Origin of the sequence: Mesorhizobium sp. M7A.F.Ce.TU.012.03.2.1, from assembly GCF_004006095.1 — a bacterium.
Lineage (GTDB): Bacteria > Pseudomonadota > Alphaproteobacteria > Rhizobiales > Rhizobiaceae > Mesorhizobium.
On the sequence record NZ_CP034779.1, the window covers coordinates 4,103,699 to 4,130,340 of the forward strand.

At 63.4% G+C, this 26,642-nt stretch carries 23 protein-coding genes; 21 read left to right on the forward strand and 2 right to left on the reverse strand.

Annotation, left to right across the window (positions count from 1 at the left end; all coding sequences use genetic code 11):
• Positions 1-146 precede the first annotated feature (146 nt).
• The 15 genes from EJ079_RS20105 (at position 147) to purU (ending at position 15,326) form a co-directional block, all read left to right on the forward strand.
• Positions 147-1,760, forward strand: coding sequence for an extracellular solute-binding protein (locus EJ079_RS20105; RefSeq protein WP_127331050.1), 1,614 nt, complete (start codon positions 147-149; stop codon positions 1,758-1,760).
• 81 nt (positions 1,761-1,841) lie between these two features.
• Positions 1,842-2,702: a carbohydrate ABC transporter permease gene (locus EJ079_RS20110; protein WP_127269508.1), complete on the forward strand. Its 861-nt coding sequence runs from the start codon at positions 1,842-1,844 to the stop codon at positions 2,700-2,702.
• Positions 2,699-3,658 (forward strand): sugar ABC transporter permease, encoded by a 960-nt coding sequence (locus EJ079_RS20115; RefSeq protein WP_127331046.1) that lies wholly within the window; start codon positions 2,699-2,701, stop codon positions 3,656-3,658. The genes EJ079_RS20110 and EJ079_RS20115 overlap by 4 nt, the downstream gene beginning before the upstream one ends.
• Positions 3,655-4,749 (forward strand): ABC transporter ATP-binding protein, encoded by a 1,095-nt coding sequence (locus tag EJ079_RS20120; RefSeq protein ID WP_127809914.1) that lies wholly within the window; start codon positions 3,655-3,657, stop codon positions 4,747-4,749. The genes EJ079_RS20115 and EJ079_RS20120 overlap by 4 nt, the downstream gene beginning before the upstream one ends.
• 202 nt (positions 4,750-4,951) lie before the next feature.
• Positions 4,952-6,013, forward strand: coding sequence for an ABC transporter ATP-binding protein (locus EJ079_RS20125; RefSeq protein ID WP_024501564.1), 1,062 nt, complete (start codon positions 4,952-4,954; stop codon positions 6,011-6,013).
• 35 nt (positions 6,014-6,048) lie between these two features.
• Positions 6,049-7,134, forward strand: a complete 1,086-nt coding sequence (locus EJ079_RS20130) for a Gfo/Idh/MocA family oxidoreductase (protein ID WP_127809915.1) — start codon at positions 6,049-6,051, stop codon at positions 7,132-7,134.
• A 55-nt stretch (positions 7,135-7,189) separates the two neighbouring features.
• A complete protein-coding gene (locus EJ079_RS20135; RefSeq protein WP_127317901.1) occupies positions 7,190-8,104 on the forward strand; it encodes a sugar phosphate isomerase/epimerase in 915 nt (304 codons plus the stop codon).
• A 67-nt stretch (positions 8,105-8,171) separates the two neighbouring features.
• Positions 8,172-9,116, forward strand: a complete 945-nt coding sequence (locus tag EJ079_RS20140) for a substrate-binding domain-containing protein (RefSeq protein ID WP_127382086.1) — start codon at positions 8,172-8,174, stop codon at positions 9,114-9,116.
• A gap of 81 nt (positions 9,117-9,197) precedes the next feature.
• The gene (locus EJ079_RS20145) at positions 9,198-10,178 is read left to right on the forward strand and encodes an ABC transporter permease (protein WP_245481712.1); all 981 of its coding nucleotides are present in this window, start codon (positions 9,198-9,200) and stop codon (positions 10,176-10,178) included.
• Positions 10,175-10,957 carry an ATP-binding cassette domain-containing protein gene (locus tag EJ079_RS20150; RefSeq protein ID WP_164761550.1) on the forward strand — a complete coding sequence of 261 codons (783 nt, stop codon included), beginning with the start codon at positions 10,175-10,177 and terminating at the stop codon, positions 10,955-10,957. The genes EJ079_RS20145 and EJ079_RS20150 overlap by 4 nt, the downstream gene beginning before the upstream one ends.
• Before the next feature lie 16 nt (positions 10,958-10,973).
• Positions 10,974-12,155 carry an aldose 1-epimerase family protein gene (locus EJ079_RS20155; protein ID WP_127809916.1) on the forward strand — a complete coding sequence of 394 codons (1,182 nt, stop codon included), beginning with the start codon at positions 10,974-10,976 and terminating at the stop codon, positions 12,153-12,155.
• A gap of 49 nt (positions 12,156-12,204) precedes the next feature.
• A complete protein-coding gene (locus EJ079_RS20160; RefSeq protein WP_245481901.1) occupies positions 12,205-13,287 on the forward strand; it encodes a fatty acid desaturase family protein in 1,083 nt (360 codons plus the stop codon).
• 11 nt (positions 13,288-13,298) lie between these two features.
• Positions 13,299-13,613: a MocE family 2Fe-2S type ferredoxin gene (locus EJ079_RS20165; protein ID WP_013530832.1), complete on the forward strand. Its 315-nt coding sequence runs from the start codon at positions 13,299-13,301 to the stop codon at positions 13,611-13,613.
• Positions 13,614-13,647: 34 nt separating this feature from the next.
• Complete coding sequence (locus EJ079_RS20170; RefSeq protein WP_127809918.1) at positions 13,648-14,448, forward strand: 3-methyl-2-oxobutanoate hydroxymethyltransferase; 801 nt, start codon at positions 13,648-13,650, stop codon at positions 14,446-14,448.
• Positions 14,445-15,326: a formyltetrahydrofolate deformylase gene (gene purU / locus EJ079_RS20175; RefSeq protein WP_127809919.1), complete on the forward strand. Its 882-nt coding sequence runs from the start codon at positions 14,445-14,447 to the stop codon at positions 15,324-15,326. The genes EJ079_RS20170 and purU overlap by 4 nt, the downstream gene beginning before the upstream one ends.
• Positions 15,327-15,335: 9 nt before the next feature.
• Here purU and hutH read toward each other — a convergent pair whose 3' ends face one another.
• The gene (hutH, locus tag EJ079_RS20180; protein ID WP_127809920.1) at positions 15,336-16,817 is read right to left on the reverse strand and encodes a histidine ammonia-lyase; all 1,482 of its coding nucleotides are present in this window, start codon (positions 16,815-16,817) and stop codon (positions 15,336-15,338) included.
• Positions 16,814-17,815 (reverse strand): ornithine cyclodeaminase family protein, encoded by a 1,002-nt coding sequence (locus EJ079_RS20185; RefSeq protein WP_127809921.1) that lies wholly within the window; start codon positions 17,813-17,815, stop codon positions 16,814-16,816. Before EJ079_RS20185 ends, hutH begins: the two co-directional genes overlap by 4 nt.
• A 121-nt stretch (positions 17,816-17,936) precedes the next feature.
• Here EJ079_RS20185 and EJ079_RS20190 point away from each other — a divergent pair, with 121 nt between their 5' ends.
• The 6 genes from EJ079_RS20190 (at position 17,937) to EJ079_RS20215 (ending at position 26,471) form a co-directional block, all read left to right on the forward strand.
• The gene (locus tag EJ079_RS20190; protein ID WP_127809922.1) at positions 17,937-19,370 is read left to right on the forward strand and encodes a DHA2 family efflux MFS transporter permease subunit; all 1,434 of its coding nucleotides are present in this window, start codon (positions 17,937-17,939) and stop codon (positions 19,368-19,370) included.
• A 270-nt stretch (positions 19,371-19,640) separates the two neighbouring features.
• The gene (locus EJ079_RS20195) at positions 19,641-20,627 is read left to right on the forward strand and encodes an ABC transporter permease (protein ID WP_127809923.1); all 987 of its coding nucleotides are present in this window, start codon (positions 19,641-19,643) and stop codon (positions 20,625-20,627) included.
• Positions 20,628-20,692: 65 nt separating this feature from the next.
• A complete protein-coding gene (locus EJ079_RS20200) occupies positions 20,693-21,718 on the forward strand; it encodes a sugar ABC transporter substrate-binding protein (RefSeq protein ID WP_127809924.1) in 1,026 nt (341 codons plus the stop codon).
• A gap of 87 nt (positions 21,719-21,805) precedes the next feature.
• Positions 21,806-23,929, forward strand: coding sequence for an SMP-30/gluconolactonase/LRE family protein (locus tag EJ079_RS20205; RefSeq protein WP_127809925.1), 2,124 nt, complete (start codon positions 21,806-21,808; stop codon positions 23,927-23,929).
• Complete coding sequence (locus tag EJ079_RS20210; protein WP_127809926.1) at positions 23,926-24,975, forward strand: hypothetical protein; 1,050 nt, start codon at positions 23,926-23,928, stop codon at positions 24,973-24,975. Before EJ079_RS20205 ends, EJ079_RS20210 begins: the two co-directional genes overlap by 4 nt.
• Entirely contained in the window at positions 24,975-26,471 is a 1,497-nt protein-coding gene (locus EJ079_RS20215) for a sugar ABC transporter ATP-binding protein (RefSeq protein WP_127809927.1), read from the forward strand. The genes EJ079_RS20210 and EJ079_RS20215 overlap by 1 nt, the downstream gene beginning before the upstream one ends.
• The last annotated feature ends 171 nt before the right edge of the window (positions 26,472-26,642 follow it).

Sequence of the window (26,642 nt, forward strand, 5' to 3'; positions counted from 1 at the left end):
TGGATCCCGTTTTTGTGCATTTCCTTGCCCTATTGCGATGTTATGATGTGTTTTGATTATTTATGATGTTGACAGCCTTGCCATGCTGTCGTCAATATCCCTCATAAGGGTCGTGGAGGAAACGTGGCCCTGAGGGAGGAGTTTCAATGTCTGACTTGATCCGCATCTCGCGGCGCCGGCTGCTGGCATCTGGAGGAAAGGCGGCCGTCATGATGGCCGCTGCTGGTATCGCACCCCAATTCATTCGTCCCGGCCGTGCCTATGCGGCCGACGCGCTGGCGCCAGGCATGATCGGCGGCCCGACGGGCTTCGAAGGGGCCGAGCGCTACCAGTATGGCGCCGATACGCCGGAAGGCCGCGCCATCGAGGCGGCGAAGGCGCTGAAGGGCGCCGGCAAGGCGCCGACCAAGATCGTGCTCGGCCTGTCCGACGGCTCGATCGGCCAGCTCACGCAGCCGTTCCCGGCCGGTGCGCCGTCGATCAAGGAGCTGTGGGAAAAGGAAACCGGCATCGCGATCGAAATCGTCGGTCTGCCGAACGGCCAGGAATTCACCAAGACGATGCAGGACATCTCCACCAAGGGTGGGGCCTACGACATCTACTCGACCGAATGGAACCGCCTCGGCGACCTCGCCGAAACCGGCGGCATCGCCAAGCTCGACGACTTTGTCGCGCAGCATAAGCCTGAATGGGACGATCCCGTCAGCGGCTATGTCAACGGCGCCAAGGGCGTGTCGCTGCTCAACAAATACCGCGGCTCGAACTATGGCGTGTCGCTGGACGGCGACTTCCAGACCTGGGTCTACCGCACCGACCTGTTCGGCGACGAAGCCGAGAAGAAGGCCTTCAAGGACAAATACGGCTACGATCTGGCGCCGCCGAAGACCTGGAAGCAGCATGGCGACATCGCCGCCTTCTTCCAGCGACCGGACAAGGGCCTGTTCGGCTCGACCGACCTGCGCAACCAGGGCTGGGGCTACACGAACTGGTACCAGCGCTATGTCTCGATGGCTTCGCCCAACCAGTTCCTGTTTGGCGATGACGGCAAGCCGATGATCAATTCCGAGCAAGGCATCGCCGCCACCAACGAATATGTTGCTTCGCTCGCGCATCATTCGCCGGATGCGATCTCCTGGGGCTGGCCGGAGCAATATGGCAACTTCGCCAAGGGTGGTGCGGCGATGACCTGCGCCTTCTCCAACCTGCCGAAATTCCTCGACAATGCCGGCAACAAGGATTCAGCCGTCACCGGCAAGATCGGCTCGATGCTGCCGCCCGGCCGCGAGATCGGCGGCAAGCTGATCAGCCGTTCCGTGCTGTGGTTCTCGCTGACCGGCATGGTCTCGTCGCAGTCGAAGAACCAGGAGGTCGCCTACCTCCTGCTGCAATGGCTGGGCTCGGCCCGCATCTATGCCTGGATGAGTGCCAACCCCGGCGGTTATCTAGACCCGTTCCGGCTTTCGGACTTCTCCGATCCGCTGGTGCGCCAGACCTATCATGCCTACCACATGGACGTCGTGCGCGAGACGGTCGCCCGCACCGTGCCGACCATCAACTATCCCGGCGCGACAGCCTTCCACAATGCGCTCGACGAGAACCTGATGGCGGCGCTGACCAAGGCCAAGACATCGGAGCAGGCGATGGCCGACACCGAGGCAGAGTGGAAAAAGATCGCCCGGCGCACCGGCGAGGACAAACTGCTCGAAGCCATCAAGACCAACAAGGAGGCCTGGCCGACAGTTCTCGATCCAATCGTCTGATCCTTCTCCCTGGATCATATCGAAGGAGGGGAGGAGCCTACTTCTCCCCTCCGCCCACAACGCCACCAGCAAAGCCGCCAGATGAAGCGTTCCGTTCCTTTCCTGATATTCCGCTATGCCGCGATCTTCGCGGCCATGGCGGTGACGCTGGTGCCGATCCTGTGGATGGTGTCGATGGCGTTCAAGCCGATCGCCGAATGGTCGGCGACCGGCGCCGAACTGACCTGGTGGCCGAAGAACCCGACGCTCAGCAATTTCCGTTTCGTCTTCGGCGAGTCGACCAACAATTTGATCGTCGCGCTCGACCGTAACGCGCTGAAGCCGATCCTCGCATCGCTGCTGTCGGCGGTTTTCGGCACGGTGATCGCCATGTCGGCGGGCACAGCCGCGGCTTATGGGCTGTCGCGTTTCGGCTCCGGCCAGAACCTGCCGCTGGCGCTGATCCAACTCAGGATCTTTCCGCCGATGGCGGTCATGATCCCGGTGATGATCATGTGGGCTTTCCTCAACTTCACCGACAGCTGGTGGGGCCTGGCGCTGATCTACGGCATCGTCACCTTGCCGTTCGCCTTCTGGCTGATGAAGACCTTCTTCGACGACATGCCGCGCGAGATCGAGGAGGCAGCGCTTGTCGAAGGCTGTTCGCGGCTGCGCGTCTTCACCCGCATCACGCTGCCGATGATGCGCGCGCCGCTCGCAAGTGCCGCGCTCTTCGTCTTCATCCTCAACTGGTCGGACTATCTGATCGCGCTGCTTCTGACGACGCGCGAATGGGTGACGATCCCGGTCTACATGGCCTCGCTATCCTCCTCGATGACCGGGCAGCTCTATGGCGCCAAGGCGGCGCTTGGCCTGATCGCGGCCGTGCCGCCGGTCATCATGGGCATCGCCATCCAACGCCATCTGGTGCGCGGGTTGACGTTCGGGGCGCTCAAGCAATGAGCGCGGTGACTGCCATGACGTCCAAGGATGAGATGAAAGCCGTCGGAGCAAAGCCGGTTTCGCGCGATGAGGGCGCAAGGCTGGGTTTCCGGCTGACGCTGCCTGCGCAGATCCTGGTGCTGTTCATCTCGGCCTTCCCGCTGTTGATGCAGCTCTACATCAGCGTCACCGACTGGTCGCCCCTGTCGGGCACCGGCTGGTGGAACGCCTGGTCGATGTGGAACAGCTTTGCCAACTACACCGATCTCGCCGCCGACGCGCGCTTCTGGAGCGCGCTGAAGCGTACGGTCATTGTCATGATCGTCTGCGTGCCGGCGGAATTCCTGCTTGGGCTAGCGCTGGCGACGCTGTTTGCCGACGATTTCCCGGGCAAGCGCGCCTTCTATTCGATCCTGCTGATGCCGATGATGGTGGTGCCGGCGGTGGCCGGCTACATGTTCTTCATGCTGTTCCAGTCGGGAGGGCCGGTGAACGACATCTTGTCGGCGCTCACCGGATCTCCCGTCACCATCGCCTGGCTGTCGGATCCGACTCTGGCGCTGATTGCGGTGATGGTCGCCGACATCTGGCAATGGACGCCGCTGATGTTCCTTATCCTGCTTGCCGGCCTGGTCGGCGTGCCGGAGGACCAGATCAAGGCGGCGACGCTGCTCGGCGCCAATCCGTGGCAGCGCTTCGTCACCATCGTGCTGCCGAAGATGAAGACGATCATCATCATCGCGCTGGCGATCCGGGTAATCGAGAACTTCAAGATCTTCGACACGCTCTACATCATGACCGGAGGTGGCCCCGGCGTCGCCACCGAAACCATCTCGGTCTACATCTACAAGCTCACCACGCAGGATTTGATCTGGGGCTATGTGGCGGCGATCGCGCTGGCCATTCTGGTCGTGCTGTCGATCGTCGCGGTGTTTGCCATGAAGCGCATGGCGCGGGCACGCGAGGTAGCGGCATGAGCGCGATCCACTTGCAGAACCTGGTCAAGAAATTCGGCGACTTCACCGCGCTGAAGACCATGGATTTGGCAATTGCCGATGGCGAGTTCATGGCGCTGCTCGGCCCGTCGGGCTGCGGCAAGTCGACGACGATGAACATGATCGCCGGCATGGAAGAGCCGACCGGCGGCAAGATCCTGTTTGGCGAGCGCGACATGGCCGGCGTGCCGATGGGCCGGCGCGGCGTCGGCTTCGTCTTCCAGAACTACGCCATCTTCACGCATATGACGGTGCGCCAGAACCTTGCCTATGGACCAAAAATGCGGGGGGCTGCCAAAGCCGAGATCGATCGCCGCGTCGGCGCCATCGCCGAGATGCTGCAGCTTTCGCCGCTGCTCGACCGCAAGGCCGACAGGCTGTCGGTCAATATATTGCAACGGGTGGCGATCGGCCGCTCGGCGATCATGGAGCCGGCGATCTTCCTGCTCGACGAGCCGCTGTCCAATGTCGACGCCGCTTTCCGGGCCGTCATGCGCACCGAACTGAAGCAGCTGCAGCGGCAGTTCCGCCAGACCATGGTGTATGTCACCCACGATCAGCTCGAGGCGATGACCATGGCCGACCGCATCGCGGTCATGGATCATGGCGTGCTGCAGCAGGTCGGCACGCCGCTCGAGGTCTACAACGATCCGGCCAATGTCTTCGTCGCCCGCTTTATCGGTGCGCCGGGCATGAATCTGCTCAAGGGCAGGCCAGCGGAGAGCGACCGCGGACTGGTCGTCGATCTCGGACCGCTGGGCGTCACGCCGCCGCTGCCGGGCGAACTCGCGATGGCCATGCGCGGTGCGCGCGGCGAGGTGCTTTACGGATTCCGGCCTGAACAGGCGACGTTGGTGCAGAATGGGCAGGGGCTCGCAATGCCGGTGACCTTTGTCGAACGGATCGGTGCGCGCACCATCGTTCATCTCGGCCAGGGCGAGGCGGCTGTGAAAACGGTGTTCGACAATGATGTCGGACTGGCTATCGGCGACACCGCTGTCATCGCCCCCACTACGTCGTCGGTGCGCGTCTTCGACGCCGCTACCGGCCGCGCCATGAGGGTGGGAGGCTGAGATGTTGGTCCGGCAAATTTTCGCAAGTTGGCGCCGCCCCTCACCCTTACCCTCTCCCCGTGTAGAGACGGGGAGAGGGGGGCGTCATCGTTGGAGCTTCTCCCTTCTCCCCGTCCCTATACGGGGAGAAGGTGCCGGCAGGCGGATGAGGGGCGGCGCCGGCGTTCGCTACCTGTCACTGATCCGTGGAGCGACCTGAGCCATGGCCGATATCGTCTTCCGTAATGTGACCAAACGCTACGGCAATACACTCGCCGTCGATGACGCCTCGTTCACCGTTAACGACAATGAGTTCTTCTGCTTCTTCGGTCCGCCGCTGTCGGGCAAGTCGACCATCCTGCGCCTGGTGCTCGGGCTGGAGACACCTGACACCGGCGAAATCCTGATCGGAGGCAGGCCGGTCAACGCGATGTCGCCGGCCGAGCGCAACGTGGCGATGGTGTTCCAGAACCTGGCGCTGTTCCCGCATATGAGCGCGCTCGAAAATGTCCGCTTTCCCCTGGTCGAACGCCGGGTCGCCGAGGCCGAGATCAAGCGGCGGGTCACCGACGTCGCGGCGAAGCTGCATATCGGCCATATCCTGCACAAGCCGCCGGGACAGCTTTCGGGCGGGGAGCGGCAGCGCGTGGCGATCGCGCGGGCTCTGGTGCGCGATCCCAATGCCTATCTGATGGACGATCCGATCTCGGCGCTCGACGCCAGGCTGCGCGAGGAAACGCGCGTCGAACTGAAGCGCATCCAGCGCGAACTCGGCAAGACGCTGATCTATGTCACGCATGACCAGGAAGAGGCGATGTCGGTCGCTGACCGCATTGCTATCCTGGAGGACGGCAAGATCAGGCAGATCGGTACGCCGGCAGAGATCTACGACCGCCCGGCCAGCACCTATGTGGCAAGGCTGCTTGGTTCGCCGATGATGAACATCCTCAGATCGGCGCGCGGCGAGGGCGGTGTCGAAGCGGCTGAAGGCACGATTCGCATCGACGACAAGACAGCGCCCGCCGACGCCGTGGAGATCGGGCTGAGGCCGGAGGACATCAAGGTTAGACCGTGGGCGGATGGGGGCCCGGGCCGCCCGGCGCGAGTGTTCGAGGTCGAGCCGCTTGGCGGCTATACCGTGGTGACGCTCGCTGCCGGGCAGGCGCGGCTGAAGGCATTGCTGCGCGGCCAGCCCGACATCCGGCCGGATGCCATGGTGGCGATATCCTGCGAGCCGGCCAGAGTGCATTATTTCGAACAGAGCGGCGGAGCGTTGGCACGATGACGGCCGCCGCAAGGAAAGAGTTTCGGGAGGAAGAGATGGGAAGCAAAGGCTTCGAGCCGGACGTGAAGGTCCGCACGAAGGAATACAAGATCGGCTGCGTCGGCGCAGGCATGATCATGGCCGAGTGCCATCTCGCCGCCTACAAGGAAGCTGGGTTCCCGGTGGTGGCAATGGCCTCGCGCACCAGGGCCAGCGCCGAGAAGGTGGCGACGCGCTGGGGCATTCCGACCGTCCACGACACACCGGAAAAACTGATCGAGGACGAAAATGTCGAGATCATCGACCTTGCTTTCCCGCCCGACCTGCAGCCGGCGCTGATCCGTCACGCGCTGAAGCAGAAGCACATCAAGGCGATCCTGGCGCAGAAGCCGTTGGCCTTGTCGGTCGAGGAAGCGGTCAAGCTGCGCGACGAGGCGGCAAAAGCCGGCAAGATCCTCTCGGTCAATCAGAACATGCGCTACGACCAGTCGATGCGCGTCTTGAAGCAGATCATCGACAGCGGCGCGCTGGGCGACATCGTCTTCGCGCAGATCGACATGCACGCCATCCCGCACTGGCAGAGCTTCCTCGAGGACTATGACCGGCTGACGCTCGCCAATATGAGTGTGCATCATCTCGACGTGCTGCGCTTTCTGTTCGGCGATCCCGACGAGATCACCACGCTGACACGCAAGGATCCGCGCACGACATTCGACCATTCCGACGGCATCACCGTGTCGACGCTGCGCTTCCCGTCCGGTGTGCTTGCCGTGTCGCTGGAGGATGTCTGGTCCGGTCCGCGTCAGGATGGCTACAAGGACGACCAGCACATCAACTGGCGCGTCGACGGCAGCAAGGGGGTCGCGAAGGGCACCATTGGCTGGCCGACGGGCGCTGCCTCGACGCTGACCTATGCCTCGACCGAGACGACCGGAGGCGAGTGGGTCAGTCCGAGCTGGGACACGATGTGGTTCCCGCATGCCTTTATCGGGGTGATGGAGCAGCTCCAGCACGCGGTGAAGACCGGCACACCGCCGGCGCTGTCGGTCGCCGACAACGTCAAGACCATGGCGCTGGTCGAGGCGGGTTATCGCTCGATCGACGAGGGCCGCACGGTCAAGCTTTCCGAAATCGCTACCTGATCACCGCAACTGAAACACCAGACAACTGAATCGCTTACAGGGAGGAATTCACACCATGATGCAGGCAGGTATTTTCACGGGCTATTTCCCGTACGGCCTCGAAGAGACGGCGAAGAAGATCCGTGGCCACGGTTTCAACACCGTGCAGCTCGACCTTCATTTCAAGGATATCGACCTGTCGGCCGGCCAGATCACCAAGGATAAGGCCAAGAAGGTTCGCGACACGTTCCGTGCCCACGACCTGCCGATCTGCTGCATCTCGGGCTACACCAATGTCATTCATCCCGACCTCGCGCACCGCAAGGCGAATGTCGATCGGCTGAAGGAAATCATCCGCAACGCCCGCCAGCTCGGCAGTCCTTACGTGATCTCGGAGACCGGTACCTACAACACCGAGAGCGAGTGGATGAGCGATCCCAAGAACAAGTCCGAAGAGGGTTTTGAGATGTGCCGCAAGGTGATCTCCGAACTGGCGCAGGAAGCCTATGACCACGGCTCAATGTTCCTGCTCGAAACCTACGTCAACAATGTCGTCGGCTCGGTCGAGGAAACGGTGAGGATGTTCGCGCAGGTCGACCATCCGGGCCTCGGCCTGCTGATGGATCCGACCAACTACTTCGAAAGCCACAACATCGACCAGATGGACAAGGTGCTGAACCAGGTGTTCGACACGCTGGCCGACAAGGTCAAGATCGCGCATGCCAAGGATGTCGCACGAGCCGGCGACGACAAGAGCGAGAAGCATGCGGACATCGGCGATGACGACGCGCTGGCCTCGCACACCTTCCGCGGCGTTGGCGAGATGGTCCTCAACGCGCCGGGCACCGGCTCGCTGAACTACGACCTCTATCTGCAGCGCCTGTCGCAGAAGAACCCGAACATCCCGGTGATCATCGAACACCTTTCGGAAGACGACGTGCCGAGGGCCAAGAAATTTCTCGACGACAAGTTCCGCGCCAACGGTCTCTGACCAGCTGTGCGCCGCCCTTTGCCGGCGGTGCATCCGGCTTGGAAGCAACAACAAGGGAGGAATTGCAGTGTTGAAATTCGGATTGAAACTGGCAGCGGCCGCGACTGTTTTCGCGGGCATCGCATTCGCCTCGCCGGTAATGGCGCAGGATGGCCAGAAGACGTTCTACCTGCTGTCGCATGGCGGCCCGTCGGATGCGTTCTGGCTGGACTGGAATGCCGGCGCAACCAAAGCCTGCGACCAACTCAAGGTTACCTGCAAGATTTCCTTCAGCGGCGGCGACATGGCGGCGCAGAAGGAGGCCTTCAATTCCGCGCTTGCGGCCAAGCCCGACGGCATCGCCACCACCTCGGCCCAGCCGGGCCTGTGGACCGAGGAAGTGAAGGCTGCCAAGGCGGCCGGGATCCCGATCGTGTTCTTCAACACAGACGATCCGGCGACCGGACGGCAGGCCTATGTCGGCGCCGATCTCAAGGAGGCGGGCGTGATCTGGGCCAAGTATCTCGTCGACCACAAGATGGTGAAGCAGGGCGACAAGGTGTTCCTGCCGGTGGAAGTGCCTGGCGCCAGCTATCAGCAGCTGGAGACCGAAGGCATCGCCAGCGTCTTCGATCCGTTGGGGATCAAATATGATGTGGTCGATTGCGGCACCGACCCGGCCGGCATCATTGCCAAGATGACCGACTACATGGTGGCCAACAATCCGCCGGCGATCATCGCGCTCGGCGATTCCGTCGCGGCCAGCGTCAAGCGGGTGTTCGACGGCGCAGGTGTGCCGGCCGGCAAGATCCCGGTCGTCGGCTGGGGCAATTCGAAGGAAACCGCGGAGGCCGTCAAATCCGGCTTCGTCAACGCGGCCGCCTGGCAGTTCCCGTCTGCGCAAGGCTTCATGCCGGTGGCATTGCTCGGGCTCGCCGCGTCGGGCGAACCGATCGGCTACGACATCCATACTTTCAGCCTCTACGACGCCTCGAGCGTCGAACCGATCCTGAAACTCTACGACACGAAGTGAAACCGGTGCCCGCGGCGCAGGCCGCGGGCACCATTTCAAAGCATGGTTCAAGCAGTCATGATGATCGCCGCAGAAGACGAAATGCCTGTCGGGAAACGTAGATCGAGCCTTATGCGCTCGCCGCAATTCTCCTCGCTCGTCATCCTCATTGTCCTGCTCGCGGTGTTCGCCATCGCCGATGCCAATTTCCTGTCGCCGCTCAACATCTCCAACATGATGGCGTTCCTGCCCGAGCTCGGCATTATCGCGCTCGGCATGACGCTGCTTCTGACGGCGGGCGAATTCGACCTGTCGGTTGGTGCCGTGTTCGGGCTGGCGCCGGTCGTCGTCATGCTTCTGGTGCAGAACGGAGGCGTCGATATCGGCATCGCGCTTCTGGCCGGGCTTCTGCTGTGCATCGCCATCGGCGCCATCAACGGGCTGATCGTCACCAAGATCGGCATTTCGTCCTTCCTGGTCACGTTGTCCATGCTGCTCGTGGTGCGCGGGGCGGCGCTCTACATCACGCAGGGCTTTCCGCTGAAATCCTGGGACCAGCCAGGCTTTTTCGTCACGCTGCTGGCCGGCAGCTTCAATGTCGGGTCGTTCCGGTTCTACACCTCGCTGTGGTGGTTCATCGGTCTCTCGCTGCTGGCGATCTACGTGCTGCGCTATGCCAAGCTCGGCAACTGGATCAGCGCCATCGGCTCCAACCGGAACGCGGCGGTGGCGCGCGGCGTGCCGGCGGACGCCGTCAAGGTGTGGCTGTTCATCCTGACTTCGGTCCTTGCGGGACTGGCCGGCATGATCAGCGCCTTCCGCATCTCGGCCGCCTCACCGGTGGCCGGCACCGGCTACGAGCTCGAAGTGATCGCCATGGTGGTGGTCGGTGGCACGGCGCTGACCGGCGGACGCGGCACGATCCTCGGCACCGTCGTCGGCGCGCTGATGCTGCGCGCGATCCGCAACGGCATCGTGCTGATCGGCGTGCCGGGCCTCGCCTACAACATCTTCGTGGGCCTCATCATCCTCGCCATGCTCATCCTGCACGCTTTGCTGCAGAAGAACGCCGCAAGGGGCTGATCATGGAAGTTCTCCGGCTGCAGAATCTGCAAAAATCCTTCGGCAGCGTTCGGGCGCTGAAGAATGCGTCCTTTGCTCTCAAGGAGGGCGAGGTTGTGGCCTTGCTCGGCGACAATGGCGCCGGCAAATCGACGCTTATCAAGGCGATTTCCGGTGTGTTTCCGATAGACCGTGGCGACATCTATGTGCGCGGCGAGAAGGTCTCGATCCGCTCGACGCGCGATGCGATGGACCTCGGCATCGAGACCATTCACCAGGATACGTCTCTGGCGCCGGATCTCAGCATTGCGCGCAATCTTTTCCTTGGGCGCGAACCGGTCAAGCTGAAATGGCTGGGCGTGTTCGCGCCGCTCGATTTCGCCAAATTGCGCGATGCGGCGTCGGCGCTGTTGAAGCGCGTCGGCATCTCGAAAAAACTCGACGCCGATGCGCTGGTCTCGACGCTGTCGGGTGGCGAGCGGCAGTCGATTGCGATTTCTCGCGCCATGCAGTTCGCCGCCAAGGTCATCATCCTCGACGAGCCGACCAACAATCTCGGTGTCGAGGAAACCCATGGCGTGCTGCGCTTCGTCAAGGAGGTGCGCGACGCCGGTCATTCCGTGCTTTTGATCACCCACAACATCCACCACGTGTTCCAGGTCGCCGACCGCATCATCGTCATGCGCCGCGGCGAGATCGTCGCCGAGCAGACGGTTGCCGATACCGATCTCCTGACCGTGGAGAGCATCATCACCGGCGCCGACATGTCGGCCTTGCTGAAAGAAACGAGAGCGAAGTGAAGAAGTTGGCCGTCACATGGTAGAACTTTACGGCAAGACGCTTTCGCGCCGTCAGGTGTCGGAACGTTCGGGCATGCTGTCGCAATTTGCCGGCGTGCGACTGATGACGCTTGGCGACGGGGTGGAACGCGGCATCCGCATGCTGGAGTTCCGTAGCGGCACGGGGCTGCGCTTCACGACGCTGGTCGACCGGGCGCTCGATATCGCCGACTGCGACTTTAAGGGCCAGGCGATCGGCTGGCATTCGCCGAGCGGTTTTCGCCACCCCGGCTTGCACGATTATGAGGGGGAAGGGGGGCTCGCCTGGGCGCGCTCGTTTTCAGGCCTGCTTGTCACCTGCGGCCTCGACCACATATTGGGCCGCGAAGAGGTGCCTGCCGATAGCTACAACTACCCGGGCAAGAAGACCGTGATCCATTCGCTGCATGGCCGCGTCGGCACCATTCCAGCGCGGCTGACCGGTTATGGCGAGGCCTGGGATGGCGACCGCTGCGTGCTTTGGGCCGAAGGCATCGTTCAGCAATCGGCGGTGTTCGGCGAGGATTTGCATCTGATCCGGCGTATCGAGGCCGATGTCGGCGGCAACGAGATCCGGCTGTCGGACCGCGTCGTCAACCATGGCTTCAATCGCACGCCGCACATGTATTTTTACCACGTCAATGTCAGCCACCCCTTGCTCGACGAGGGTTCGCGCTATCTGGCGCCGATCCGCGACGTCGTCTGGGCTGGCCATGCAGGCGAACGCTACGAGGCGCAGAAGGTCGGCTACCGCACCGTGCCGGCGCCGCGACTGGGCTTCAGCGAGCAGGTCTGGCAGCATGAGATGGCGGCGGACGCCAATGGCGAGGTGCCGGTGGCGGTGGTCAACGATCAGCTCGGGCTCGGCTTCGAAGTGATCACGCGCAGGGATCAGCTGCCTTGCGCCTACCAATGGCAGAATTTCCAGGCAGGGCAGTATGCGCTGGGCATAGAGCCCTCGACACACCATGTCTTGGGCAATCTCGCGGCGCGCGAGCGAGGCGAGATGATCTGGCTGGAGCATGGCGAAGGCCGTTCTTACGACGCGGTGTTCCGGGTGCTCGACGGCGCCGGCGCGATCGCCGCGGCCGAAGCAAAGATCGCGTCGATCGCCAGGCAGCCGCAACAGGATTATCCTGTGCCGTCGGGCAATTTTCCGGGATTGGCGGACAGGGCATGATGCGAAACGAATGCTCCGGCTGGCGGGCCGGAAATCGGAGGTCGATGTGATGGAGAAAAAGCGCGACTACAGCCTGGTCGGGGAAAGCACGCGCATCGCGATCGAGACCGGGCTGGCCTCGGCCGAGTGGTATCACACCGATGTGCCGCGCAAGGCGATGAAAGAGCTGATGCAACGCTCGGACGGGCCGGCGATCCGCGACACGATCATCTGGATCGTTGCCATATTGGGCTCTGCCGCCGGGATCGTCTGGTTCTGGGGCACGTGGTGGATGGTGCCGTTCCTGCTCGTCTATGGCGTGCTCTATGGCTCGTCCAGCGACTCGCGCTGGCACGAGTGCGGCCACGGCACCGCCTTCCGCACGCGCTGGATGAACGATGCCGTCTACCAGATCGCCAGTTTCATGCTGATGCGCAACCCGGTGACCTGGCGCTGGAGCCATGCCCGCCATCACACCGACACGATCATCGTCGGCCGCGACGCCGAGATCGCGGTGATGCGTCCGCCGGACCTGCTGCGCGCCGCACTCGCCTTCACCGGCATTCTCGATTTCCGTTATTCGCTGCCGACGCTGGTGCGCAATGCGTTCGGCAGCATCTCGCCCGACGAGAAAAGCTTTATCCCCGAGATGGAGCTTCACAAGGTGGTCACCGCCGCGCGCTGGCATGTCGCCATCTATGTCGCGACGATCGTGCTGGCGCTCTATTTATGGTCGTTCCTGCCGCTGGTGCTGATCGGCCTGCCGCGCCTCTACGGCAGCTGGCACATGGTGCTGACCGGCCTGCTGCAGCATATCGGCCTGGCCGATAATGTCACCGACCACCGGCTGAACACGCGCACCGTCTACATGAACCCGATCAGCCGCTTCATCTACTGGAACATGAACTACCATGTCGAACATCACATGTTCCCGATGGTGCCGTATCACGCGCTGCCGAGGCTGCATGAATTAATCAAGCACGATCTGCCCGAGCCGAACCCTTCGATGTGGCATGCCTATCGCGAGGTCTGGCCGGTGCTGCTGAAGCAGCTTCAGTACGAGGACTATTTTCTCAAGCGTGAATTGCCGCCGACGGCCAAGCCATACCGGGACGAGTTCCATGCGCTGACCGTTCCGGCGGCGGCGGAATAGGGGAGAGGCAGATGGCCGACTGGGTTGAAGCGTGTGGCGTCGACGATGTCGAGGAAGAGGATGTCATCCGCTTCGATCATGGCGGGCGTACCTTCGCCATCTATCGCAGTCCCGATGACGAGTATTTCGCAACCGACGGGTACTGCACGCATGAGAAGGCGCATCTGGCCGATGGGCTGGTGATGGACGACATCATCGAATGCCCCAAGCACAATGGCCGCTTCAACTACAAGACGGGTGTGGCCCGAGGCGCACCGGTATGCGTCAATCTCGCCACCTATCCAGTGAAGGTCGAGGCTGGCAAAGTGATGATCCAGATCGGCTGACCTGCCGCCGAATGCAACTGAGGGAACCCTTTTGATGAGCCGGAAAAGACCGACGGTGGCGGATTTGCGCGCCATGAAAGGCAAGCGCCAGCTGACCATGCTGCGCGTGCTGACGATGGACGAGGCAGAGGCCGCGGAGCGCGCGGGGGTCGACATCGTCTCGGTGCCGCCCGAACTGGTGCTCAACCCACAATACCGGGACGCCGCACCCAGCCTGTTCACCATGCCGGGCGACAATTTCTACGAGATCGGCACGGCGGACGATTTCGTGCGCTGGGCCTTCCGGCTCTACAAGGCCGGCGCCGACGCGGTCTATTGCAGCGCCGGCTACGCCACGATCAAGCGGATGGCCGATGACAATATCCCGGTGATCGGCCATGTCGGGCTGATCCCGTCACGGGCCACCTGGACCGGCGGCTTCAAGGCGGTCGGCAAGACCGCCGACACCGCCATGGGGGTCTTCGCTGCGGTGAAACAACTGGAGGCCACAGGCGCCATCGGCGCCGAGATCGAGGTCGTGCCGGTCGAGGTCGCCAAGGCGATCTCGGAGCGGACGTCGCTGATCATGCTGTCGATGGGGGCGGGCACTGGCTGCGACGCGCAGTACCTGTTCGCCGACGACATCCTCGGCCAGAACCGTGGCCACATGCCTCGTCACTCCAAGGTCTATCGCAACTTCGCCGCCGAGTATGACCGGCTGCAGGCCGAGCGCATCGCCGCGTTCTCGGAGTATGTTGCCGATGTCAACAGTCTCGCCTATCCCGAAGACAAGCATGTGGTGCATATGGATCCGGCTGAGCTCAGCCTGTTCATGAAAAGGGTCGACAGGGCGTGAAATCTCAAGACAATGATGCGACGGACGACGCCGCGCCGGTTCATATTCTTACGCTTTCCTGCGAGGACCGGCCGGGGATCGTCGCCGCCGTCACGGCGGAGCTTGCCGCGAACGGCGCCAACATCGCCGAAAGCAGCCAGTTCTGGGACCGGCAGACCAATCGCTTTTTCATGCGGATCGCCTTCATCAGCCCGCCAGGCTCGACCAGCGACAGCCTGGAGCGGGCCTTGAAATCAAGTGTCGACCGGTTCGGCATGAAGACCGCGCTCGTCGATCAGGGGCGCCGCCCGAAGATCATCGTCATGGTCTCCAAGTTCGACCACGCGCTTCTCCATCTGCTGTACCAGATCAGGGTCGGCTGGCTGAACGCGGAGGTTGCCGCCGTCGTCTCCAACCACGAGGATGCCCGCCGCTTCGCCGAGCTGGAGGGCATTCCCTACCACCATTGGCCGACCACCAGGGAGAACAAGGCCGAACAGGAACAGAAGCTGCTGGACCTGGTGCAGCGGACAGGGGCCGAACTGGTCATCCTGGCGCGCTACATGCAGGTCTTTTCAAAAGGCCTGTCGGACCGGCTGTTCGGACGGGCGATCAACATCCACCATTCCTTCCTGCCGAGCTTCAGGGGCGCCAAGCCTTATCACCAAGCCTTCGACCGCGGCGTCAAGCTGATCGGTGCGACGGCGCATTACGTCACCTCCGACCTCGACGAGGGCCCGATCATCGACCAGGAGACCGAACGCGTCACCCACGCGATGAGCGCCGAGGATTTCGTTGCAGTCGGGCGCGACATCGAAAGCCGGGTGCTGGCGCGCGCGGTCAAGCTGCATCTCGAAGCCCGCGTCATGCTCAACGGCCACAAGACCATCGTCTTCTGAGAAGCCACGTCAGGCCGGCCAACTGCCGCCGGCGAGCGCGGCGTAAAGCGTCTCGGCGTCGATACCGAGCGGCCGGTCCTCTTTCAGCATGGGGACGAGCGAGCGTATCGCCGTGTGAATTGCGGCGGTGCGTGGCGCCAATGTGAAGCCGTCGCGCAGGTCGATGGCCTGTGCGGCGGCCATCAATTCGAAGGCGATCAGGCGGCGCCACAGCGCAATCATCCCGGCGCATTTTGCCACCGCCAGAGGCGTCTGCGTGGCGTGATCCTCGACTCCTTCCGACACGGCCAGGAAGTCGAGCATCACCGGATTGGCCTTGTGGCGGATGGCGGCCAGGATCGACGTCACCGTCTTCTGCAGCGGTACGAGGCCGGCCGAGGCGCCGCCGACCGGCGACAGATATTTCGGCAGGCCATTGCGGCCCGAACCGGTGAGCTGGATGAAGCGCGCTGCACTGGCCGCGGCACATTGGGCGATCGCCAGGCCGAGCGTCTCGAAGGCGAGCGCCAGCGAGGCTGTGTGGAAATTGCCGGTCGACAGCACCAGCTCATCATCGCCCAGCACCAGCGGGTTGTCGGCGGCGGCGTTGAGTTCGATCTCGACAGCCTGTCTCGCCTGACCGATCGCCTCGATCAGCGCGCCATGGATCGACGGCATGCAGCGGATCGACAGCGGGTCCTGCAAGGTGGTCGGCGCCGGCGCCTCGTCGCGGACGAGCAGATCGTGCAGCACCTTGGCTGCTTGCTGCTGGCCTGCCGCCGGACGCGCCATATGCAGGCGCGGATCGAGGATGGTGCGGTTGGCGCCAAAACCTTCCATGGTCAGCGCGCCGGCCTGCTGCTGCTGGGCAAGGGCGGACAGCGCATCCGTCACCGCAAGCGCGCCGCTGCCGGCGGATACCGCCGAGGCGTTGATCAGCGACAGGCCGTCCTTGGGCGCCAGGCTGATGGGGGCGAGGCGCGCCATCATCAGCGCCTTGGCTGCCGGCATGCGACGGCCCTGATAGTCGGCTTCGCCTTCGCCGGTGAGCATGCGGGCGAGTGCCGTCATCAACACCAGGTCGCCGGCGCCGATCGAGCCGAGCGACGGCATGACGGGATGGACGCCGGCATTGAGCGCGTCGACCAAAGCGACGAAGACGGAAGGCGACAGGCCGGAGCCGCCGACCGAGAGCATCGCGGCGCGGGCGGCCATGGTTGCCCGCACGGCTTCGACCGGCAGCACCTCGCCGACGGCGCCGCTGCGTCCTTCAAGCAACTGGCGCTGGAAGGCGCCGGCGTCGCCGTCGACCGCGGTGCCGAGATTGGCGCCGAGCCCGGTGTTCAGGCCATAGATCTTCTGGCCGGATGCGGCGGCTTGGTCGAGCACTTTTCGTGCCTTTTCCAGCCTGCCGATGACATCGGGTCCAATCTCCACCTTGCGCCCATCGCGGGCGACCGCAGCGACATCGTCAATACCGACACCGGTTCCGGTGAGGACGAGCGCGCTCATGCGAAGCGCAGCCGCTGGCCGATGCCTTGCACTTGGGCCTTGGCCAGCATCGCCTTACCCAGCGCAATGTCGGACAGCGACAGGCCGCGATGCCAGAACAGGATCGTTTCGGCGTCGCTTTCGCGCCCGGCTTTCAGACCGGCGGCGATCTGGCCAAGCTCGGCATGCAGCGTCTTCTCGCTCAGCCGCCCGGTCTCGACATGGGCGCGCAGCGAGCCGAACTTGCCGCCCTTGCACTGGCCCCAATCGTCGACGACGATCTTCTGCATAATATCGGTCAACGACAGTTCCACCGCGCTCATCGTGCCGTAGGGCACGACCAACGCGCCGGGCTTGATCCATTCGGTCTTGAGCAATGGCTGCGGCTCCGGCAACCGCGAGGCCTCGACGACAATGTCGGCGCCCTCGATGCAGCTTTTCCAGTCGGCGACCGCCGTCACCGTCTTGCCGAGATCGGCGGACAGTCTGGCGGCAAAACCGTCGCGGCTTTCCGGGCGGCGCGAATGGACGCGGATCTCGTCGAAATCGAAGAGATGGTCGAGCAGGCGGACATTCCAGTAGGCGGTGCCGCGCGCGCCGATATGGGCCAGCACTTTGGAATTCTTTCGCGCCAGATGCCTGGCGCCGATGGCGGTGACGGCGCCTGTGCGCATGTCGGTGATGACGGTGGCGTCGAGGATGGCGCGCGGCGCGCCGGTGCGCGGGTCGAACAGGTTGAGGATGCCGAATTCGGAAGGCAGGCCATGCAGGTAATTGTCGACATAGTCGCCGACGATCTTGACGCCGGCCGTGTCGAGCGGCGCGACGTAGCCGCGCAACACGTTGAAATGGCCGTGGAAGGACGGGTCCGGCTCAAGATGGACGCGCGGTTCGACCACCGTCTGGCCCTTGCCTTGCGCCACCAGGCCAGCCTCGACGGCGGCAATGATTTCGCCATCGGTCATGGCAAGGGCGTCGATGTCGAGGGCATTGAGGTAGTCGATGTAGATGGGCTTCATGTTACGCGGACACTTTCCTCGACCACCCCGTTCATCCCATAGCAGGCCAAGGCGGGACACGAAAGTTTGTTGCGAGGTCTCTGGACGCCGCCGGTGAGATGCTGTTCAAACCGGTTCCGTCATGACAGCCGTTCCCGAGACCGCAACCTTATCCGAAACGGCCACCAATGCGCGGCGCGTGGCGCTGATTGTCGCCATCGCTTTCTTCATGCAGTTTCTGGATTCGACGATCATCTCGACCTCGCTGCCGCAGATGGGGGCTTCCTTCGGCGTGTCGGCGGTGGCGATCAGCATCGGCATCACGGTCTACATGCTGACCATGGCCGTATTCGTGCCGCTGTCGGGCTGGCTCGCCGACCGGTTCGGCGCACGTAACATCTTCCTGCTGGCGATCGTCCTGTTCACCCTGGCCTCGCTTGCCTGCGGCGTCTCGCAAAACCTGACCCAGTTCGTCGCCGCACGTGTCGTGCAAGGGCTCGGCAGCGCGCTGATGACGCCGGTCGGGCGCATCCTGGTACTGCGTAATGCGTCGAAGTCGGAGCTGCTGAACGCCACGGCACTGATCACCTGGCCGGCGCTGTTTGCGCCGGTGATCGGGCCGGTGCTTGGTGGCTTCATCACCACCTATCTGTCCTGGCACTGGAATTTCTTCATCAACATCCCGCTTGGCGTGGTCGGGTTGGTGCTGGTCGCCCGCTTCATTCCGGGCGATCGCGAAGCCGACCCCAAGCCGCTCGACTGGCCGGGTTTTTTCCTGACATCGGCGGGGCTTGCGTTGCTTCTCTATGGCCTTGAACGCATCGCGCACCCGGAGGACGGCGTTTTACCGACGGTGCTGCTGGTCGTAGCCGGCATCGTCATCGGCTGGCTGGCGGTGCGGCATCTCAGGGGCGCGCCGCATCCGCTGCTCGATCTCTCCTCGTTCAAGGTGCTGACCTTCGCCATCTCGACGCTTGCCGCCGGCACCATTTTCCGGGTGGCGATCAACGCCACGCCATTCCTGTTGCCGCTGCTGTTCCAGGTCGGCTTTGGCCTCTCGTCCGTCGATGCCGGCTTGATGATCCTGGCCTATTTCCTCGGCAATCTCGGCATGAAGACGGTGACGACACCAACGCTGCGCCGTTTCGGCTTCCGGTCGGTGCTGGTCGTCAACGGCCTGATCGCTTCGGCGGCGATCATGGCATGTGCTGCGATCTCACCGCAGACGCCGCAAGCGCTGGTGGTGGCGTTGATGCTGATCGCCGGCCTGTCGCGCTCGATGCAGTTCACCGCGCTCAACACACTGGCCTTCGCCGACATCGATGCGGCGCAACGAAGCTCGGCGGCGACGCTGTCCTCGATGCTGCAGCAGGTGGCGATGTTGTTCGGCGTCGCGGTGGCGGCGGCGATCCTCAATTTGTCGCAGATCGCCAGGGACCGGCCGGCCCTCGATCTTGTGGATTTTCGAGTAGCCTTCCTGGCGATCGGCGCCATCGGGCTGGTGGCGGCGTTGCGTTTTCTCGTGCTGCCGCCAGGTGCGGGCGCGGAGGTTTCCGGCCACTCGCCGGGAAATTGAGATCGATTTTTCCGCCTAATGCGGAGATAAATTCCGTCTTGTCCTTTCGCCTTGGTGCAGCCTTTTCGCGAGTGGCGGCTATGGCGCAAGCAATTGCCAAAAGTGCAGAGTTTTCCGAGCATTGCGCCAGCTTCGGCAATCGATGCGTCCATTTGGCAAATATCGCTGCCGGCCGGGGTTCCGAGCGCGGATTCATTTGACGAACCGGCGTTGGGCCGATTAGCGTTCTTTCCCAGGGATGGCAGCGCTGCCATCGGGGCAAACGCAGACATGAACACGATCGGCTGGCCGAATTTCAGGAGCCTGAATCAGGAAGGCATTGTCTTTGCCATAGCGGTGGTGTTGTTCGTTGCGGCTGGCATAGGCCTGCCGGGCTTCATCGACCCCAACAATCTCGTCGCCATTGTCCGCTCGGTGTCGGTGCTGGGCATCCTTGCGCTCGGCATGGCCGTGGTCGTCATCGGCCGCGGCATCGACCTCTCCGCCGTGGCGATCATGGCGATGTCGGTCGCCTGGTACCTGCAACTTCTGAATTCGGGTACGCCGGACGGGCTGGCCTTCGCCTATGTGCTGGCCGGTGTGCTGGCCATCGGCCTGCTCAATGGCTTTCTCGTCGCCTATGCCGACGTGCCGGCGATCTTCGTGACGCTGGCGACAGGCTCCTTCGTCTTCGGCTATGTGCGCTCGCAACTGATCACGCAGGATGCCGTGCCGGTGCCGCAGGGCCATTGGGTCGAGTTGCTCGGCGGCCTGCGCTTCCTCGACATTCCCATCGAGGTTTTCGTCTTCGCCGGCCTGGCCTTCCTGTTCTTCCTGTTCCTGCGCTACACCAAATGGGGCCGCTACATCTATTTCGCCGGCGACAATCCGGTCGCCGCCCGCAACATCGGCATTCCGGTGCGGCCGATGCTGGTGCTGCGCTATGTGCTCTCCGCCCTGGTCGCGCTGATCGCCGGCCTGCTGACGGCGGCGAGCCTGCATTCGATCAACACCCGGGTCGTCAACTCAACGCTGCTCTACGATATCGTGCTGGTGGCGGTGATCGGCGGCATCGGCCTGTCCGGCGGGCGCGGCGGGGTGCGCAACGTGCTGGTCGGTGCGGCGCTGATCGGCATCCTGCTCAACGCCATGACCATCATCGACATCCCGCTGCTCTACCAGAACCTGATCAAGGCCGCGATCCTGCTCGGCGCCATCATCGTCGACGGCATCATCAATCCACGTGACGAGCAGACCGCCCAGCAGGGCGATATTTAGTACCTGAACTGCAGCGGACGGTTGGGGCCGGCCGCTGATAACAAAACCAAACCAGAGGATGTGACATGAAACTGATCAGAACACTCATGGCAGCTGCCACGGCGCTTGCCGTCACCGCCTTCGTGCCGCCCACCTTCGCCGCCGACGATCCCGGCCCGGCGGCTTACGCGCAGGCGCTCAAAGGCAAGCGCGTCATGCTGGTGCCGCTGGCGATGGGCTTCGACCTGGCGCAGGGCTGGGCGCATTATCTGAAGACCGAAGTCGAGGCGTGGGGCGGCGTGTTCGAGACGCGCGATCCGAACTGGGTCGTCGACGCCGGCGCGCAGGCGATCACCGACGCCATCTCGTCGGACACCAGGCCGGATGTGCTGATCATCCATGCGCCGGACCTCAACTCCTATTCCAAGCTGATGAAGAAGGCGCAGGCCGCCGGCACCTACGTCATCCTGGTCGACAATCCCGCCAACTTCCCGGCCGACGCCTTTATCGGCAGTGACTGGGACCGGCTTGGCCAGCTCGAGGCCGAAGCGGCGATCAAGGGCTGCGGCCCGAACTCCTCCAAGAAGCTCGGTTTGGTGCAAGGCGACCAGGCCAATTCGTCGAGCCTTTACCAGTATGCCGGCATCATGAAGGTGCTGGAGAAGCATCCCGACTTCAAGGTGGTGGCAAAGCCCGATTCAAACTGGGATGCGACGACCTCGCGCAATGTGACGACGACGATGCTGCAGCAGAACCCGGACATCTGCTCGATCATCGATTTCTGGGATGGTGACGCCACCGGCGCGGCCGCCGCGATCCGCGACGCCAAGCTCGACGGCAAGGTGTTCCTGGTCACCACGGGCGGTGGCGAGAAGGCGGCCGATTGCGACAAGCTGCAGGACGGCACCTATGGCGCCGTGGTGATGACCGACCTTGCCCGCCAGTCGGGTGACATGAACGCCATCATCAAGTTCTTGCTGCAGAGCGGCCAGCCGGCCGGCACGTCGCACACCTACATCTACACGCTGGAGAAGGCGACGACCAAGGCCGACCTGAAGCCCGACAGCTGCTGGGACCTGAAGGCGCTGCAGGCACAAGCGGCGGCGAAATAAGCGAACTCTTCTCAACACCGATCGAAGAGGTGGCCGGATTGCCCGACCACCTCTTCTCTTGAATCCCAGATTTGCAGCAGTGACCTGATGTCCTTTCGCGAACGCCTCCAGTCCTGGCGCTACAATCTCGTGCCCGACCATGTCGTCGGCGAGATACTGACCAAGCGCTGGACCGACAATGCCATTCCGTTCCTGGCACTGGTGGCGACGCTGGCAACCTTCGGCTCGATCATTCCGGGCTTCTTCAAGCTGACCGCTTTGCAGGAATCCACCCGCCAGCTTGGCGAGTTCTCCATGGTGGTAACCGGCATGACAGTGGTTATGCTGGGCGGCGGCATCGACCTGTCGGTCGGCTCGATCTTCGCACTGTCCTGCTTCTCCGCCGTCTATGTCTTCTTCATCCTCGAACAGTCGATCTGGCTGGCGCTGGCCGCGTCGCTGGCCACCGGCCTCATCTTCGGCGCCATCAATGGCTATCTCGTTGGATATCTGCGCCTGCGCGCCTTCCTCACCACGCTGGTCACCTTCATCTTCGGACGGGCGCTGTTCGACATCCTGGTCACCACCTATGCCGCCGATGTGCAGCTCTCGACCGCGACATCGGATGTGCTCGACTTCATCGGCGACAGCACCTTCTGGGGGCTCTCCGTCTCGGTGTGGCTGGCGATCATCCTGGCCATCGTCACCCATATCGCGCTGACCCGTTCACGTCCGGGCTGGCACGTGCTGGCGGTCGGCGGTTCGAGGCGCTCGGCCCACAATGCCGGCATCCGCGTGCGCCGCACGGTGTTCATGACCTATGTCTTCTCCGGCTTCTGCGCCTCGATCGGCGGCTTCCTCATCGCTTGCCGGCTGAGCGGGGCAGGGCCGGGCACGGGCCTCAACCTCGAGATCATGGCGCTGACGGCGGCGGTGGTCGGCGGCGTCAGCCTTGGCGGCGGCCGCGGCTCGGTGATCAAGGGGCTGATGGGCGCCATCATCGTGCTGACCATGACCAACGGGCTGATCCGGCTGGGCTATGGCACCGGCACCAACCAGATGGTGCTGGGCATCATGCTGGCGGTCGCGGTGACCATCGACATCCGCTGGCTGAAGAACCGCCACAAGGTGCTGAACGAGGTCTATGTTGCGCCGGTCTATCTCAAGATGGGCGAGACGCAGTCGGCCGCACCAGGCTCCGGAACGCCCTACGAACTCGACAACCGGTTGTCGGCCGCAGAGCATATCGGGCTTGGCGAGCTGGAAGGGCCTGAAGACGTCATTCTCGACCGTGACGACAATCTCTATTGCGGCACGCGCCATGGCGAAATCGTCCGCCTCTTCGCGCCGGACTACGTCAAATCCGAGGTGTTTGCTCACATCGGCGGTTTCCCCCTGGGGCTGGCCTTCGACAAATCAGGCAATCTGATCAGCTGCGTCGGCGCCATGGGGCTCTACTCCGTCTCGCCGGAGCGGGAGGTCAAACGCCTGTCGGCGGAGACGTCGCGTTCGTGGACCTCGATCGTCGACGATGCGCGGCTGCGCGATCCCAATGACTGCGACATCGCACCCGACGGGCGCATCTATTTCACCGACTCCACCAAGCGCTACGACGCGCATGAATGGGCGCTGGATTCGATCGAGAACCGCGCCACGGGCCGGCTGCTGGTCTATGACCCGAAGGACGGCTCGACGAAGACGCTGCTCGACGGTTACCGCTACACCAACGGTGTGTGCATGGCGCATGACGGCAAGTCGCTGTTCTTCGCCGAAAGCTGGGCTTGCCGCGTGCATCGCTACTGGCTGGAAGGACCGAAGGCCGGCACCGCCGAATGCGTCATCCGCGACATGCCGGGCTATCCCGACAACATCAACCGCGCCTCCGATGGTAATTATTGGATGGCGTGGCTCGGCATGCGCACGCCGAGCTTCGACCTGTCGCTGCGCCATCCCGACATGCGCAAGCGCATGACGCGCCGCCTGCCGCAGGATGAATGGCTGTTCCCCAACATCAACACCGGCGGCGTGGTCAAATTCAACGAGAAGGGCGGCATCGTCGAGGCAATGGGCGACCTCACCGGCGGCGCGCATCCGATGGTCACCTCGATGCGCGAGCACAAGGGATATCTGTTCGTCGGCGGCATCCTCAACAACCGCATTGGCCGCTACAAGATCGCAGGCGCCGACCCGAACTGGACCAGTCCCGCTTCCTATTGGGGGGCGAAGCCATGATCCTCGATCCGGTGCTGGACCTGTTTCGCGGCAAGGCGGTCACCATCCCGCCGCTCGACGGCGCTTTTCGCCCCAACACGCGGCTGGATGATGCGCCGGCCTTTGCCGAGCTGACGGAACCAGACAATCTGCTCGTTACCGGTGACAGGCTACTGGCCTCCAGCGGCAACGCCATCCATTCGATTGCGGCTGGAGCGGAACCTGTCGTGGTCGAGACCTTTCCGTCTGCCGTCACCGCGCTGGCGCTGTCGCCATCCGGTGAACTGACGGTCGGGCTGGAAAGCGGAAAGCTGCTGATCGGGGGCAGCGACGTTTCGCTGCCGGCTGACCTCAGCTGCATCACCGCACTTGCCTATGCGGATGACGGCACGTTGTGGCTGGCCAATGGCTCGGCCGAGCACGCGCCGTCGCAATGGGCTGCCGATTTGATGAAGAAGGGTGCCTCCGGTTCGCTGTGGAAGCGAGACGCCGCGGGCGGTGATTTCCGCAAAGTCGCCGGCGAGATTGCCTTTCCCCATGGCCTGCATCCAGTCGGCAGCGATGTGCTAGTCTGCGAAAGCTGGCGTCATCAGTTGGTGCGTTTCGATGGCGCGACGGGCAGCCGCTCGACGGTTCTGACGCATCTGCCCGGCTATCCCGCGCGGCTGTCGCCTTCCGCCGATGGTGGGGCGTGGCTGACCCTGTTTGCGCCGCGCAACCGGCTGATCGAGTTCGTGCTACAGGAAACGCATTACCGTCAGGACATGCTGAGCCAGGTGCCGCCGGCCTACTGGATCGCGCCGGCGCTGGCCTCCAGCCGCAGCTTCCTCGAGCCGCTGCAATGCGGCGGCATCCGCACCATGGGCATCCACAAGCCATGGTCGCCGAGCCGCTCCTACGGGCTGGTGGTCAGGCTCGACCAGAAGATGCAGCCGCAATTCAGCCTGCACAGCCGCGCCAACGGCACGCGCCATGGCATCTGCAGCGTTGCGGAAAAGGACGGTCTTCTGTTCATCGCCTCCAGGGGCGGCGACTGTATCCTTTCCGTCGCCACGGGAGGTTTCTGATGGAACCGATTGTCCGTCTGGAGAATGTCACCAAGAACTACCGCGGCGTGCCCGCGGTGAAGAATGTCAGCTTCGACCTGCGCAAAGGCGAAATCCACGCGCTGCTCGGTGAGAACGGCGCGGGAAAATCGACGCTGACCAAGATCATCGCCGGTGTGGTCGACGCCACCTCGGGCAAGATGTTCCACAAGGGGCAAGAGATCGCCTACGCCTCGCCGCATGCAGCGCTTGAAGCCGGCATCGCCATGGTGTTCCAGGAGACGAGCCTGGTGCCGTCGATGACGGTGGCGCAGAACCTCTATCTCGGCACCGAAAAGTTCCTCAACCGGCTGCGCGGCACCTACATTTCGGCGCAGCAATTCCTGCAATCGCTGAACTTTCCCGTCGACCCGAACGCCATGGTGGCGACGCTGGGTGCTGCCAAGCGGCAGATGGTCGAGATCGCGCGCGCGGTGCACCACAATGCCGAGATCATCATCTTCGACGAGCCGACGGCGACGCTGACGCCGGAAGAAAAGCGGCACTTCTTCGCGCTGATCCGGCGGCTGAAGGCGAGCGGCGTGTCGATCGTCTTCATCAGCCACGCGCTGGAAGAGGCGCTCGATATCGCCGACCGCATCACCATCCTGCGCGACGGCGAGCTGGTCATCACCGACGACACGTCTGCTTTCGACCGCGACAGGATCGTGTCCGCAATGGTCGGGCGCACGCTGTCGGGGCAGATCTACCGGCAGCGCGACGAAGCGAAGCTTCGCAAGGCGGGCAAGAAGGTGCTGTCGGTGCAGGACATCTCGATGAGCAATGTCGTGCGCAACACGTCCTTCTCGATCTTCGAGGGCCAGATCACCGGTGTGTTCGGGCTGATTGGCTCCGGCCGCACCGAAACCTTCAAGATCGTCTCCGGCATCTACAAGCGCGACTTTCTGCGCGGCGGCGCCATCGAGCTGGACGACAGGCCGGTGCGCTACCTCGTGCCGAGCGAGGCGGTGGCCGACGGCATCGTCTATGTCACCGAGGATCGCAAGAGCGAGGGCATCTTCGAGACGATGGGCATTGCCGAGAACCTGTTCGGCGGGCTGCTGGCGGCGGGCCGCGAAAAGGCCTGGGTAATCAACGCGCAGGAAATGCGCGCGCTCTCAGCCGAATGGACGAAGACGTTGAACATCAAGGCGATCAACGACAATGCGCGCGTCGTCGAACTGTCCGGCGGCAACCAGCAGAAGGTGGTGATCGGCAAGGGGCTGGTGCAGCAGCCGCGCATCGTCATCTTCGACGAGCCGACGCGCGGCGTCGATGTCGGCGCGATCGCCGAGATCCATCAGATCATCAACCGGCTGGCCGACGAGGGCCTGGCCGTCGTCGTCATCTCGTCCTACCTGCCGGAGATCATGAACCTGTCCGACCGCATCCTGGTCTGCCGCCAGCGCCGCATCGTCGAGGAGTTTTCGCCGGCCGAGGCGACGGAGGAGAAGATCATGTACGCGGCCGTGCATTAGGTTTTTGGCTGGTGCCTACGTTGATAATTGGCCAGGACATCCATCCCTTCGTCATCCACGGGCGGAGCAAGGAGCGCAGCGACGCGGCGCAGACCCGAGGATCCATGCCGCGACTTCCAAGCGTCGCTGCGGTGCAGGATTCTGTTCCGCTGTACGCTTTGCGAGACGTCA

Coding starts and splice junctions, on each gene's coding strand:
- EJ079_RS20165 (WP_013530832.1), top strand. CDS start 13,299: ATGGCCGACTGGGTTGAAGCGTGTGGCGTCGACGATGTCGAGGAAGAG.
- EJ079_RS20185 (WP_127809921.1), bottom strand. CDS start 17,815: ATGAAGCCCATCTACATCGACTACCTCAATGCCCTCGACATCGACGCC.
- EJ079_RS20155 (WP_127809916.1), top strand. CDS start 10,974: ATGGTAGAACTTTACGGCAAGACGCTTTCGCGCCGTCAGGTGTCGGAA.
- hutH (WP_127809920.1), bottom strand. CDS start 16,817: ATGAGCGCGCTCGTCCTCACCGGAACCGGTGTCGGTATTGACGATGTC.
- EJ079_RS20110 (WP_127269508.1), top strand. CDS start 1,842: ATGAAGCGTTCCGTTCCTTTCCTGATATTCCGCTATGCCGCGATCTTC.
- EJ079_RS20215 (WP_127809927.1), top strand. CDS start 24,975: ATGGAACCGATTGTCCGTCTGGAGAATGTCACCAAGAACTACCGCGGC.
- EJ079_RS20190 (WP_127809922.1), top strand. CDS start 17,937: ATGACAGCCGTTCCCGAGACCGCAACCTTATCCGAAACGGCCACCAAT.
- EJ079_RS20125 (WP_024501564.1), top strand. CDS start 4,952: ATGGCCGATATCGTCTTCCGTAATGTGACCAAACGCTACGGCAATACA.
- EJ079_RS20120 (WP_127809914.1), top strand. CDS start 3,655: ATGAGCGCGATCCACTTGCAGAACCTGGTCAAGAAATTCGGCGACTTC.
- EJ079_RS20210 (WP_127809926.1), top strand. CDS start 23,926: ATGATCCTCGATCCGGTGCTGGACCTGTTTCGCGGCAAGGCGGTCACC.
- EJ079_RS20105 (WP_127331050.1), top strand. CDS start 147: ATGTCTGACTTGATCCGCATCTCGCGGCGCCGGCTGCTGGCATCTGGA.
- EJ079_RS20135 (WP_127317901.1), top strand. CDS start 7,190: ATGATGCAGGCAGGTATTTTCACGGGCTATTTCCCGTACGGCCTCGAA.
- EJ079_RS20170 (WP_127809918.1), top strand. CDS start 13,648: ATGAGCCGGAAAAGACCGACGGTGGCGGATTTGCGCGCCATGAAAGGC.
- EJ079_RS20205 (WP_127809925.1), top strand. CDS start 21,806: ATGTCCTTTCGCGAACGCCTCCAGTCCTGGCGCTACAATCTCGTGCCC.
- EJ079_RS20115 (WP_127331046.1), top strand. CDS start 2,699: ATGAGCGCGGTGACTGCCATGACGTCCAAGGATGAGATGAAAGCCGTC.
- EJ079_RS20195 (WP_127809923.1), top strand. CDS start 19,641: ATGAACACGATCGGCTGGCCGAATTTCAGGAGCCTGAATCAGGAAGGC.
- EJ079_RS20145 (WP_245481712.1), top strand. CDS start 9,198: ATGCCTGTCGGGAAACGTAGATCGAGCCTTATGCGCTCGCCGCAATTC.
- EJ079_RS20130 (WP_127809915.1), top strand. CDS start 6,049: ATGGGAAGCAAAGGCTTCGAGCCGGACGTGAAGGTCCGCACGAAGGAA.
- EJ079_RS20160 (WP_245481901.1), top strand. CDS start 12,205: ATGGAGAAAAAGCGCGACTACAGCCTGGTCGGGGAAAGCACGCGCATC.
- EJ079_RS20200 (WP_127809924.1), top strand. CDS start 20,693: ATGAAACTGATCAGAACACTCATGGCAGCTGCCACGGCGCTTGCCGTC.